Annotated in this window: 10 protein-coding genes; 2 read left to right on the top strand and 8 right to left on the bottom strand. The window is 38.2% G+C overall.

Annotated elements, in window-relative coordinates:
• Window positions 1-186: 186 nt before the first annotated feature.
• The gene (locus CKV69_RS00365; protein WP_014325718.1) at window positions 187-1,212 is read right to left on the bottom strand and encodes a DUF6630 family protein; all 1,026 of its coding nucleotides are present in this window, start codon (window positions 1,210-1,212) and stop codon (window positions 187-189) included.
• Window positions 1,213-2,229: 1,017 nt separating this feature from the next.
• Here CKV69_RS00365 and CKV69_RS00360 point away from each other — a divergent pair.
• A complete protein-coding gene (locus tag CKV69_RS00360; RefSeq protein WP_014325717.1) occupies window positions 2,230-3,468 on the top strand; it encodes a DUF262 domain-containing protein in 1,239 nt (412 codons plus the stop codon).
• A 13-nt stretch (window positions 3,469-3,481) separates the two neighbouring features.
• A complete protein-coding gene (locus tag CKV69_RS00355) occupies window positions 3,482-4,054 on the top strand; it encodes a hypothetical protein (protein WP_014325716.1) in 573 nt (190 codons plus the stop codon).
• Window positions 4,055-4,487: 433 nt separating this feature from the next.
• On the opposite strand, the gene purL is transcribed toward CKV69_RS00355, so the two are convergent.
• From purL to accC, 7 genes are all read right to left on the bottom strand, one after another.
• Window positions 4,488-8,381 (bottom strand): phosphoribosylformylglycinamidine synthase, encoded by a 3,894-nt coding sequence (purL, locus tag CKV69_RS00350; protein ID WP_014325715.1) that lies wholly within the window; start codon window positions 8,379-8,381, stop codon window positions 4,488-4,490.
• Between the two features lie 211 nt (window positions 8,382-8,592).
• Entirely contained in the window at window positions 8,593-8,901 is a 309-nt protein-coding gene (fis, locus tag CKV69_RS00345; RefSeq protein WP_038641830.1) for a DNA-binding transcriptional regulator Fis, read from the bottom strand.
• Window positions 8,882-9,880, bottom strand: a complete 999-nt coding sequence (gene dusB, locus CKV69_RS00340; RefSeq protein ID WP_014667812.1) for a tRNA dihydrouridine synthase DusB — start codon at window positions 9,878-9,880, stop codon at window positions 8,882-8,884. Before dusB ends, fis begins: the two co-directional genes overlap by 20 nt.
• Before the next feature lie 282 nt (window positions 9,881-10,162).
• On the bottom strand, window positions 10,163-11,044 hold the full coding sequence (gene prmA, locus CKV69_RS00335; RefSeq protein WP_005717441.1) for a 50S ribosomal protein L11 methyltransferase: 882 nt from the start codon (window positions 11,042-11,044) through the stop codon (window positions 10,163-10,165).
• Between the two features lie 142 nt (window positions 11,045-11,186).
• Window positions 11,187-12,620: a sodium/pantothenate symporter gene (panF, locus tag CKV69_RS00330; RefSeq protein ID WP_014325712.1), complete on the bottom strand. Its 1,434-nt coding sequence runs from the start codon at window positions 12,618-12,620 to the stop codon at window positions 11,187-11,189.
• On the bottom strand, window positions 12,610-12,861 hold the full coding sequence (locus CKV69_RS00325; RefSeq protein WP_005723282.1) for a YhdT family protein: 252 nt from the start codon (window positions 12,859-12,861) through the stop codon (window positions 12,610-12,612). Before CKV69_RS00325 ends, panF begins: the two co-directional genes overlap by 11 nt.
• A gap of 82 nt (window positions 12,862-12,943) precedes the next feature.
• Entirely contained in the window at window positions 12,944-14,290 is a 1,347-nt protein-coding gene (accC, locus tag CKV69_RS00320; RefSeq protein WP_005723284.1) for an acetyl-CoA carboxylase biotin carboxylase subunit, read from the bottom strand.
• Window positions 14,291-14,295: the final 5 nt, after the last annotated feature.

Genomic DNA, 14,295 nt, shown 5'->3' with positions numbered 1-14,295 from the left:
GCTGATAGGTTTTTAACGGCAGCGCTCATCTGCAGCCTAAAGACAGTGCTCATCTGGGACAGGTGCTTTAACTTGAGAAAATGAAAAAGCACTCATGAGAACACGAGTGCCAGCGTAAGTGCGGTCATTTTGAGCCAACTTTTTAACATATGAAAAATAAGATGACGTTTATCACTCTCTTTCTATTTAAAAAGGAACAATAGCAAAATCTAACATTCTTGCTAGCTGTAAAATACGTTTTTTATCTTTTTGTTTACAGACAAATAAACTGTATGAATCTTGTTCTGTTTCAATATTTAACAAAGTATAGTCGCTCTTTTTCTCTAAGCGTTCGACAATTTCATAAGGTTCGAGGGCTTTTTGGGGCAATTTGAATTTCTTGCCAATGATGTTTGATAAATATTCGCTTAATTCTTCATTATCAATGCCCCAATCCGTATCAAATGAATCTAACATTGGTTGCAATAAAAAACGATAACTCAAAAATGCCAATTCAGGTTTATCGTCTTCCTCTGCATAGCCTTGTTCTACTAAATCCAGTAAGCATTTTTCAGGCGCCTCTTGAATTTGTTGATAACGTTTTATAAATTCCTCTTTATCATGAATATTTAATAAAGTAGTGAAGTCATGCAACGCTTCTGTAATGTCAGTTGGTTCTGGTGCATCAATATCTAATTTTTCGCACATAAAATCGACAGCTTCTTCAAGTAATTGAAGATAAGCTTGATCAACTTCACAGTTTGGATCAAGTAATTGGCTATTGCCCATTTCTTTAAACAGATTGCCCGTTGTCGGTGAGGTATAAAGCAATTCCATACTATCCTGACCTTCATGATCTTGGCAAGGTATGCAAATAAAAGTGACATATTCTGTATTATAGTATTTTTTCAATGCTGGATTTAGCGGAGAAAAAAAATTGAATTTAATCGCAAAAAATCGCCAATTTCCTCCCTCAATCATCTCCGCAGGACTAGGTGGCGTGATATTCGCTTTGCTCATCAGCGCTTCAAGCGGCGTATAAAAATCTTCATAGCCTGCTTGCGTTAAAAAATGATTAGCCAAATTTTTCGTCGCTTCTGAAATATCTTCAGGGTAATAATAATATTGTGCCCTTAACGCCATACCAAATAGTGATTTGGCGAAATAAAAACGATATTGGCAATGTTGTAAAACATAGTCTTCAATCTTTTTTAGCTTTTCAATTAACGTCATTTTGTTCTCCGTCAAAAAGTGCGGTCAAATTTACAGAAATTTCTAGCATACTTTCCTTACAAATGTACATCAACATAATCAGTCATGGGATCACAAGAATTCCTCCAAAGAACAACGCCTAGCGATTTGAAGTACTGACGTTTTCTCATAAAAATAATCCTAATTACAGTGAAAATAGCTTGTTTATTATACGGTAGTATTGATTAAAAAAACGGTTATGTCTGGAATACTTTATTGATATAGGGGACTAATGTTGTGGTTTGTGAAGAGTATTCAGAGAAGAAGACTCATTTTTGACGAGTACATTAACTAGACTAGAGATGAAAAGATAATTGTGAAAAAACTAGCATCATAGAAGGAGTACCCTGTCTGTTCTTAGCAAGTGCATCAACATGTATCGTGTCAAGTTCAATATGATTGCTTGTATTAGTTAAATTATTTTGTGTAATGGGTATTTGGCTATAAAGTCCCAAAATAACACAAAGTGATAAATACGAAATTTATTCATAAATAAGCATATAACTTCAAAAGTTAATAAACGCTTGTAGTTATATAAATGCATATCCAAGCTTAATCTTCACACTAATTTTCTGAATGCCATGGATGAGCTCCTCCCCAGCATACACGCTCACACTGTGGAGCTCTGCCTCCTCCCATCTTAACTAAACTGTATCTCACCAAAACTGACTATATTACATCTCAATGTACATTGAAGTTAGCAGTGAATTATTGTCTATATCGATAAATAACAAAACTTTTTTATTGCGTAAATTATCACTAAATATCTACTCTTTTTAATGATAAAAGTGTGATAGATTTTTTAAAAACAAGACTGTCTGAGAAGGGGATTTAACTGAGTAAGATATGAAAAAGCATTCGTAGGGACAACATAGTAGGGAGGCATCACAAGAGATAATATTTTGATCAAACTCACATTATTTGACTTTACCAATAAACAAATTGCTTTAATGTGATAAGATTCTATTTAATTTTAATAACTACAATTAAGAGACATTTATGGCTAATACAGATATTCAAGAAATAAACCTAGTAAGTGATGATTGCGATGATGAAATTAGTTTATACCCATCTGAGACTTTTAAATTAACTACAACTCCAAACGACTTCAATATATCCACGATTATATCATTTTTAGATGCTGGTGTATTTAAGATACCTGATTTTCAGAGAAATTATGTATGGGATATAAATAAAGCATCAAAGTTAATTGAATCACTTCTTATAGGTCTACCAATTCCACAGATGTTTTTATATGAAAAATCTAGAAATGAATTTTTTGTTATAGATGGCCAACAAAGACTTATGTCTTTATATTTTTTCGTAAAAGGGAAATTTCCTAAAACTGATGCTAGATTAAAAATAAGAGAAAGCGCCAAAACGGGAGAATTTATAAGCAAGAGTTTATTATCTAACAATAAATTATTTAGCAATTTTTCTTTAAAACTAGACTCTAAAAACAATCCTCAGAAAAATAGATTTCATGATAAAAATTATGAAACTTTAGAATTTGAAGATAAAACAACATTAGACTTGGCCACAATCAGAAATATGATTATAAAACCATCTACTGATAGTGAGGATAACGTACAATCTATGTTCGAAATTTTCAATAGATTAAATAGTGGCGGGGTTAATTTAAATAATCAAGAAATAAGAATGTCACTATACCATTCAAAGTTTTTAAAAGAATTAATTGAAATGAATAAGAATACTATCTGGAGAGAAAATCTACTATCAAAATCCCAAGAGGATTTGAGATTAAAAGATATAGAGTTAATTTTAAGACTATTTGGAATGCTACTAGCAGGATATAATAGCGCTCTAGATAAGAATAAAAATGAAAAAATAGAATATCAAAACTCAATGATAGGGTTTCTAAATAATATAGCTAACTCAGCTAAAAACTTAAAAGATGAAGAAATTTCCTTACTGAAAGAAATCTGGGATAAATTCATGATTGAATGTAAATGTTCTGAAATCACTGGTCCACTAATAAGTTTTTCCACAGAAAACCCTAAACTCAGCATTACATTTTTGGAATCCGTGTTTTTTGGTTGTTGTAGAAAAGCTTGGGACGAAAAGAATATTAATCTAATTCAAATAAATAGAAGATTTATTGAAGAATTAAAAGAAGACCAAAATTTCAAAGATGCTTCCACAGGAAAAACAAGTTCCAAGACAAATGTTATCAAAAGACTGAAGATTGCTTACAATAAATATAACTTTAAAAATTAAGAGGTAATATTTTATGCTCAAAATTCTAGATAGCGAAGAGTTTAACGCAATTAATAAAATTTATGATGATTATAAAGAGAATATTAAAGAGCTAAACAAACTATTACATGAAAATTACTATTTAACCACACTTCTGAGTGAATATAATGATATATCAAGAAGAATATTATTAATTTCATCAGCAAACTCATTTGAAAGACATTTGACTAAATTTATACCGAGTGTATTTTCAGAAAAAGATAATTCTATATTACATAATTTTCTTAGTAAACAAGCACTATCTAGAAAGTATCACACCCTATTCAAATGGGAACAATCAACTACCCACAAAAACTGCAATACTTTTTATAGTTTATTTGGTGAAGATTTTAAAAAAGAAATTAGAAATAAAATAGAGCGTGAGGATGACCTCAAAAAAGGTGAGAATGATTTCATCACATTAGGAAATGAAAGAAATCAAATAACTCATAAAGGAGTTAAGTTTGCCGAATACAATAGAGATATGGATTCAGTGTTTGAATTATATAAATCCGCTCTACAATACTATTGTTTTTTATGTGATGAAATAAAAAAAGCCTATACATAAATATACTTTTTAGCGTAGTAATAATTTAACTAATCTTATCAACCAAACTATTCTTAGTAAAAGTTAAATTAATAACTAAGTAAAAAAACATCCCCTAATACTCAAGGGTCATGAGTTAGTAAACGCGCATCATAATAGCAACACATCTATCTTTATAGGAAAGTACCCTGATTCCTTCTAAAAGTCCATTAAGATAGGATAAGTACTTTAACTATCAGAAATAAATTCTCATCTATATATTGATATATGACAAGACCTTATTATTTTAACTGTGAGACACATCATTATTTTTAAACTCCACGCATCTTCAAAGATAACTCTCATCTACCATGAAGATTTTCACTTAATTCAATATAAAAAAGCACTCATGAAAACACGAGTGCTATTAAGTCGAATAACAAGAGTTATTATAGCTTGGCAAACCCATTCACAACTATTTCAAACTAACACGTGCATTTCTAAACAATCTCATCCAAGCCCCATCTTCACTCCAATCTTCTGGGTGCCATGAGTTAGAAACCGTGCGAAATACACGTTCTGGGTGTGGCATCATGATGGCGACACGTCCGTCAGCATTACCGATGGCGGTAATACCTAATACTGAGCCGTTCGGGTTAGCAGGGTACACCTCTGTTGGTTTGAGGTTGTTATCAATATATTGAGCGATAACTAAGTTTTGTGCTTGTAAGTTAGCAAGTTGTTCAGGATGTTTAAACTCCACCTGACCTTCACCATGCGACACCGCAATTGGCATATGTGAACCCGCCATGCTTTGGAACCAAAGTGAATTTGTCTCATTAATACGCACTAATGCAGCACGCGCTTCGAAACGCTCTGATTTATTACGCACGAAACGTGGCCAAGCTTCTGTACCTGGGATAATTTCAGCAAGGTTAGAAACCATTTGGCAACCGTTACACACCCCTAAAGTAAGAGTGTTTGGATTAGCAAAGAACTCGCTAAACTGTTCACGCAACATTGGGTTAAATAAGATCGATTTCGCCCAACCGCCACCCGCGCCAAGCACGTCCCCATAAGAGAAACCACCACAGGCTACCAACGCATTGAAGTCTTTTAAGTGGTGGCGAGCGTTGTGTAAATCGCTCATATGTACGTCAATCGCTTCAAAGCCCGCACGGTCAAAGGCCGCTGCCATTTCGTAATGGCTGTTAACTCCTTGTTCACGTAAAATCGCAATGCGCGGTTTTTTACCTGTCGCAATGTAAGGTGCGGCGATATCTTCGTTAATGTCGTAGGTTAAATGGGCGGAGAAGCCTTTGTTTTCTGGATCTTTCTTCGCTTCAAACTCTTGGTCTGCACATTCTGGGTTATCACGTAAACGTTGCATTTGATGGGTTAATTCCGCCCAAATACCACGCAATTCAGAACGTTTTTGGCTGAATAATAATTTGGTACCACGAGAAATTTCGATACGATCTTCTGTGGTCACTTCCCCTAACTCTTTGGTTAAATGGATTAAACCATGTTGTGATAACACATCACGTACATAGCTTAAATCGCTCTCACGCACTTGAATCACCGCGCCTAATTCTTCATTGAATAACACGGCAAGATCGTTATCGCCTAATGCACTGATATGGATCGATAAACCACAGTTACCCGCAAACGCCATTTCGGCAAGGGTGGCAATTAAACCGCCGTCTGAACGGTCGTGGTAAGCTAAGAGTTTTTGCTCTGCTACCAAGGCTTGCATGGCATTAAAGAAGTTTTTCAAGTTTTCAACGTTCACCACATCCGCAGGTTTATCACCAAGTTGTTTATACACTTGCGCAAGTGCGGTCGCACCTAAGCGATTTTTGCCTTCGCCTAAGTCAATTAATAATAAGCGACTGTGTCCTTTGTCGGTGCGTAATTGTGGCGTGACTGTTTTGCGTACATCTTCCACACGTGCAAAAGCACTAATCACTAAAGATAATGGCGCCGTCACGGTTTTTTGTTCACCGTTTTCGTGCCACGTGGTTTTCATTGACATGGAGTCCTTGCCCACAGGAATAGTTAAGCCAAGTTGTGGACAAAGCTCTTCACCGACGGCTTTCACCGCTTGATATAAGCCTGCATCTTCGCCTTCGTGACCTGCTGCTGACATCCAGTTCGCTGATAATTTAATACGTTTAATATCACCAATGTTCGTTGCTGCGATATTGGTAATCGATTCTGCTACCGCTAAACGCGCAGACGCGGCAAAATCTAATAATGCCACAGGCGCACGTTCACCCATTGACATGGCTTCACCGTGATAGCTGTCTAAACTTGCTGTAGTGACTGCACAGTCTGCCACAGGAATTTGCCATGGACCGACCATTTGATCCCGTGCCACCATACCGGTCACAGAACGGTCACCAATGGTAATTAAGAAGGTTTTTTCTGCCACCACAGGTAAGCGTAACACACGGTGAAACGCTTCTTTTAAGTCAATTTGAGAGTGATCTAAAGCGCTACCTTCTACCGTTTTTGATTTCACATCACGGGTCATTTTTGGCGTTTTACCCAACAACACGTTCATCGGTAAATCGATTGGGTTATTGTCGAAATGATCATCGTGTAAGGTTAAATGCTTTTGCTCGGTGGCTTCACCAATCACCGCAAAGGGCGCACGTTCACGTTCACAAAGTGCGGTAAATAATTCGAGTTTTTCTGGCGCAACTGCTAACACATAACGTTCTTGCGATTCGTTACACCAAATTTCTAATGGGCTCATACCACGCTCATCACTTAAGATCTTGCGTAGTTCAAATTTCCCGCCACGACCGCCATCATGTACGAGTTCTGGCATCGCATTGGATAAACCACCTGCCCCCACATCGTGAATAAAGAGAATTGGGTTGTCCTCACCTAACTGCCAGCAACGGTCGATCACTTCTTGGCAACGACGTTCCATTTCTGGGTTATCCCGTTGTACCGAGGCAAAATCTAAATCTTCTTTTGATTTACCCGAAGCCATAGAAGAAGCTGCTCCACCGCCTAAACCGATGTTCATGGCAGGTCCACCTAATACAATCAGTTTTGCCCCGACAGGAATTTCGCCTTTTTGTACATGTTCTGCACGGATATTGCCAATCCCACCCGCTAACATGATCGGTTTATGGTAACCACGTACTTCTTCACCCGCAAAGCTATTGACTTTTTCTTCATAAGTACGGAAATAACCTAATAACGCTGGGCGACCAAATTCATTGTTAAATGCTGCACCGCCTAAAGGTCCTTCGATCATAATATCGAGTGCTGAAGCAATACGATTAGGTTTCGACACTGGATTTTCCCAAGGTTGTTCAAAACCTGGAATCACTAAGTTAGACACCGAGAAGCCCACTAAACCGGCTTTTGGTTTCGCACCACGACCGGTTGCGCCCTCATCACGGATCTCACCACCAGAACCGGTTGCCGCGCCTGGGAAGGGCGAAATCGCAGTTGGGTGGTTGTGAGTTTCCACTTTCATTAAGATATGCGCATCTTCATTGTGATAGCGATATTGCCCATCTTGATCCGGGAAGAATCGTCCCACTTTTGAACCTTCCATCACCGCCGCGTTATCTTTATAGGCTGAAAGTACGTGATCTGGGGTTTTCTCAAAGGTATTTTTAATCATTTTAAACAAGGATTTTTCTTGTTTTTCGCCATCAATGATCCAATCCGCATTAAAAATTTTATGACGGCAGTGTTCAGAGTTTGCCTGTGCGAACATATACAGTTCGATGTCATTTGGGTTGCGACCTAGTGCGGTGAAATTTTCGACTAAATAATCAATTTCATCTTCTGCGAGCGCCAGACCTAATTCCACGTTTGCATTTTCTAACGCTTGACGCCCACCGCTCAAAATATCAACAGTAGTAAATGGTTTTGGTGCTTGTTGGTCGAACAGCACTTTGGCTTCTTCAGGGGTATGAATGATGCCTTCTAACATTCGGTCATGAATGTGTGAAACCAAGCGTTGTTGCTCTTCAGACAATAACATGCGGTCAAATTCAAAATAAAATGCTAATCCACGCTCTAAACGATTCACTTTGTTTAAGCCACAGTTGTGCGCAATATCGGTTGCTTTAGATGACCAAGATGAAATAGTGCCAATACGCGGAATCACGATAAAACAGTGACCAACAGGATCATGCTCCGCAAGAGTGGGACCATAGTGTAATAGTTGGTCTAATTTTGCGCTTTCATCTTCTGTTAAGGGTTCAGATAAGTCAGCAAAATGAATATATTCCGCATAACACGCGCTCACGGGAAGATTGGCTTTTTGAAAACGCACAGCAAGTTGATTTAAACGAAATTCAGAAAGTGCGGGAGAACCACGAAAAATTTGTAACATAGGATTAGCCCTGTTTAGTTAAATAATTAAAACGAAAAACGGGGCTATTATAAAGGGAAATCAGAAAAAACGAAAACGTTTGCGTTGATATTTACACTTTGATTTTTTTGCAATCTGAGGCGTAAAAATCATTGTTTTGAAAAAGAAAGGAAATGAAAATTAAAAAGGCGAACCTAAGTCCGCCCTTCTATAACCAAAACTAGTTTAAATACTACAATGGTCCACCCATACCGTACTTTTTTAATTTCTTACGTAAAGTGCCACGGTTAATCCCTAACATTGTCGCTGCACGAGTTTGATTTCCACGTGTATATTGCATAACCATATCTAACATAGGATGCTCAACTTCTGCTAATACTAATTCATAAAGCTCATTGACATCTTGGCCATCTAACTGCGACAAATAATTTCTCAATGCTTGTTTCACAGAATCACGCAATGGTTTATTTGTGACTTGAGATTGTGAATTTAACACTGATACAGTTAGTGCATCAGCAGGATTACGTTGTTGTTCTAACATTTTTTTCTTTATCCATCAGAATCAAATTAAAAAAACCTTCTAAAGCAATTAATTGTTCTTTGGGATCAGTAATTGCATTAAAAGCCTGTCTAAAAACGGGATTAGGTTGGATTCCCTGTAAATACCAAGCAACGTGTTTACGTGCAATACGACATCCTTTCTCCGCACCATAAAATTGATGTAGTTCTTGGATATGCTGTAAAATCACATTACATTTCTCGTTTAAACTTGGCTCTAAAACAATCGAGTCTTTTTCAATTAAGCTTTCCATAACTCGGAAAAGCCACGGATTGCCTAATGAACCACGTCCGATCATTATTGCATCTGCGTTGGTATAATCAAGAACATACTTTGCTTTTTCAGCGGAAGTAATATCGCCATTGGCAATAATCGGAATAGAAAGTTGCTCTTTGACCGCCTTGATATTGTCATATTCAGCCTCCCCCTCAAACATACAACTCCTTGTTCGTCCATGGATGGTCAGTGCTTGAATACCACATTGCTCTGCAATTTTAGCGATTTCTAAACAATTTCGGTTGTCTTTATCCCAGCCTGTTCTTATCTTTAATGTCACTGGTACAGTAACAGATTTCACAACTTTATTAAGAATTTGTTTGACCAAATCAGGATATTGTAACAGCGCAGAGCCCGCCATTTTACGATTCACTTTTTTGGCTGGGCAGCCCATATTGATATCAATAATTTCTGCCCCATATTCTACATTGATTTGAGCGGCTTTCGCCATCTCATCGGGATCACAACCAGCTATTTGCACAGCATTAATTCCTGCTTCTTGATGATGAGCCAAGCGCAGTTTCGATTTTTCGGTATGCCAGACTTGCGGATTCGTTGACATCATTTCAGAAAAAGTTAAACCTGCCCCATAATGAGTGCAGATTCGCCGAAATGGTTGGTCAGTGATGCCAGCCATAGGAGCAAGAAAAATGCGATTTTTAAGCTGATAAGAACCTATCCGCACTGTCATTACTCCTTTAACATCCAAATCCTATTTTATCGGTTAAACATACCCGGACCGATAAGGGATGCTATAATACGCACTTTTAAGCCATTTGGAAAGCATATTTTTTATACACAAAGTGCTTTTTGAACATTTTTTGATTTATATTAAGAAAGCAAACGGTTTCCTGCTCAAAAATTACTTAACAATCGTTTATTTATTGCTCAATCCACTCCATTTGCTCATAAAATAAGCAAAATAATTTTTCTCGCTTTTATATTTCCGCTAAATGACACGGTTCCTCTATTGCAATTTTCCCGTAATACGGCACCATTCTTCGCGTTCTTCTACGGGTTCAAGGACAAAAGATTGCGCGTAGGCATCACAAACGGACGATGCTTGAGTTGCTAAAATGCCTGATAGCCCTAGAACACCATTTGGTTTCACTAATTGGCGAATCACTGGATAAAGTTCTTTTAATGGTCCTGCAAGAATATTGGCTACCACCACATCTGCTTTTAGATCAGCCGGCTTATCTTCAGATAAGAATAATTGCAGTCTGTCGGCTACGCCATTTTGCTCCGCATTATTACGGCTGGCTAAAATCGCTTGTGGATCAATATCAATGCCCACCGCACTTTTCGCGCCCAGTTTTAGGGCGGCAATCGCTAAAATGCCCGAACCGCAACCAAAATCAATCACAGTTTTATCTTGTAAATCAAGGCTATCTAACCATTCTAAACACAATGCGGTCGTTGGATGAGTACCTGTACCAAACGCCAAACCAGGATCGAGCATTACATTGGTAGCGTTTTCATCTGGTACCTCACGCCAACTTGGACAAATCCATAAACGTTTACCAAATCGCATAGGATGAAAGTTATCCATCCATTCTCTCTCCCAATCTTTATCTTCAATTTGTTCAATTTTATATACAGAACTTTCAACGAGATATTGCGCTTCTTTGAGTAAATCCACAATCTGTTGCATGTCTGTTTCTGCATCAAATAACGCCACCACATCCGTATTCCCCCACAAACGAGTTTCCCCTGGAAGCGGTTCAAAAATAGGAGTATCTTGGCTGTCCATAAATGTCACCGACACCGCACCAATTTCGGCTAAGTAATCGCTCATCTGTTCTGCTTGTGTATTAGTACTATTAATACGAATTTGGATCCAAGCCATAATCAATTGTCCTCAATCTGTTAATAAAATCATAACCTGTCGTGTATTGTATCGTGTCACGACACATTGTTGCAGGTTTTTACGCAAAATAATAAGGGCAGACACTCAGGTCTGCCCTCAAATCATGTCATGGTAATGTCACTTAGTGCTGAATCTTACGCTCACCGTATTGGTTACCAATTAGGAAAGCGATCAAACCAAATAATAAAGCAGGCACAATCGCATGGAAATCCAATAATTTAATTGAAGCCGCAGTTAAGGTCACATAAGAGCCAAAACCAACTATCATGGAACATACCGCACCATATGCATTCGCTTTCTGCCAATATAAGCCTAGCAACATCACCCATAAGAACGTTGTTTCTAATCCCCCTAAGGCAAATAAGTTTAACCAAATCAGCATATCAGGCGGATTTAATGTCGCGACAGTGACTAAAACCGTCATGAATAATGTAGCGACTGTCGATAAAATTTTGACCCGTCGCTCATTACGAATTTGCTCAGGTTTAAAACGTAGATATAAATCTTTAATTAACGTCGAAGACGCTTGAATAAGCATCGAGTCAATAGATGACATAATGGCTGCCATCGGCGCCGCTAAGAAAATCCCAGCAACCACAGGCGGAAGCACTTGAATCATCAAAGTTGGAATAATTTTATCCGTAACTGATAATTCTGGTACCACCGCTCGTCCTAGTGCGCCAGCTAAATGCATCCCTAACATTAATAAGGCAATCACCACAGTACCAATCACAATTCCACTATGTAATGCTTTACTGTTTTTATATGACATCGCGCGGATAACCGTATGTGGAAGCCCTAACAATCCAAAACACACCAACACCCAGAAAGACGCCATAAAAGTAAAATCAAGCGGTCTTGCTTCAATGCCATAAGGCGTAATCAAACGTGGATCAATCGTTTCTAATGTATCTATGATTTGACTGACTCCGCCACCAGCATAAATCACACCAAATAACAGTAGGAACGTACCGATCATCATGATGAGACCTTGAATCGTGTCCGTTAATACTACCGCTCTAAAGCCACCAATGAAAGTATAGATTCCCACAGTTGTGGCAAAAATTAGTACAGAAAGACGGTAGTCAATATTCAATGTGGTTTCTAATAAACGTCCAACACCAATGAATTGTACTGCCATCATAATAAAGAAGGAAAATAACAAGGATAAACTGGCTAACAACACAATGGTTGGGCTTTTATAGCGAGAAAATAAAATGTCATTAATGGTTAAACTTTTATGTTCTCTTGCCCACATGGCAAATTTTTTCCCCAATACACCAAGGGTAAAAAGCACCACGGGGACTTGAATCATCGCCAATAAAACCCAGCCTAAACCAAATTTATACGCGGCACCCGGTCCACCAATAAATGAACTCGCCCCTACATAAGTTGCAGCCGTCGTCATCGCCAATACAAAACCAGACATAGAGCGATTTCCAACATAATATTCACTTAAAAAGCTCCCCTTTTGTCGTTTAGCATAGGCATAATAAGCCACTGCAAACACAAAGCATAAATACAGGAATAAAGGAATAAGAATGCTATAGTTCATTTTCATTGTCCTCTAAATCGATATCACAAAAGACAAATTTAATACAAATATAAATGATAGCTGTGAAGAGGATTGGCAAATAAAAGCAGGAAAATTCAAACCAGAGTGGGAAGTCAAAAAATCCTTTTGTATTTGGTAATCCATAGGCAAAAACACACCAACCAACCATATATAAAATGGTTAACCCAAACGCCCATAGCGCTTCTTTTGTTGCTTGCTTATAGCGGGAATTAAGATTCATTTTATAAATTCCTTGTAAAACTGATATAAGAAAAGTGGATAAATCCACTTTTCTCGTTCCTTCGTTAAGTGACAGATTTTAATTAGTCACGCATGCCAAGTTTTTTCTCTAGGTAATGGATATTCGTGCCACCCTGTTGAAAATTTTCATCTGCCAGAATCAATTCGTGCAGAGGAATATTGGTTTTAATACCGGTTAAAATCGTTTCACCCAGTGCATTTTGCATACGACGAATCGCGACTTCACGAGTATCACCATAAGTAATCAATTTTGCAATCATTGAATCATAATGTGGTGGGACGGTATAACCCGCATAAACATGTGAATCCCAACGCACACCTAATCCACCCGGAGAGTGTAAATGATCCACCTTACCCGGTGAAGGCAAGAAGGATTTAGGATCTTCTGCATTAATACGGCATTCAATCGCATGACCACGCACTTTCACATCTTCTTGCTTAATGGAGATCGGCAATCCGGCTGCGATACGCAATTGTTCTTTCACCAAGTCCACACCCGTGATCATTTCTGTGACTGGATGTTCTACTTGAATACGGGTATTCATCTCAATGAAATAGAACTCCCCATTTTCATACAAGAACTCAAACGTACCTGCCCCACGATAACCAATTTCTACGCATGCTTTGGCACAACGTTCACCAATATCACGACGAACTTCATCGGAAATACCCGGTGCTGGGGCTTCTTCTACCACTTTTTGATGGCGACGTTGCATTGAGCAATCACGCTCCGCTAAATAAATGGCATTACCATGGGTATCGGCTAAGACTTGAATTTCAATATGACGTGGATTTTCTAGGTATTTTTCCATATACACCATATCGTTATTAAAAGCCGCTTTTGCTTCTGCTTTGGTCATCGCGATAGATTCTTCTAAAGAGGCCTCATCACGCACTACACGCATACCACGACCACCACCGCCGCCTGAAGCTTTAATAATCACAGGGTAACCAATACGTTTGGCGATTTCTTTATTTTTTGCCATATCGCTACCCACAGGACCATCAGAGCCCGGTACACAAGGTACACCTGATTTCTTCATTGCTTCAATCGCAGAAACTTTGTCACCCATTAAACGGATCACGTCTGCAGTGGGACCAATAAAAATAAATCCAGAACGTTCAACTTGCTCCGCAAAATCTGCATTTTCAGATAAAAAACCATAACCAGGGTGGATAGCATCCGCACCTGTTACTTCAGCCGCTGCAATGATAGCCGGAATATTAAGATAACTTTTCGTTGAAGGCGCAGGACCAATACAAACAGTTTCATCTGCAAGTAAAACATGTTTCAATTCACGGTCTGCTGTGGAATGCACCGCAACAGTTTTTATGCCTAATTCTTTGCAAGCACGCAAAATACGTAGCGCAATTTCACCACGATTGGCAATAACCACTTTCTCTAACATAAGAA

This window comes from Pasteurella multocida, from assembly GCF_900187275.1.
Taxonomy (GTDB): domain Bacteria; phylum Pseudomonadota; class Gammaproteobacteria; order Enterobacterales; family Pasteurellaceae; genus Pasteurella; species Pasteurella multocida.
The sequence above is the reverse complement of the archived record's forward strand: the minus strand, read 5'-3'. Positions and strand labels throughout refer to the sequence as shown.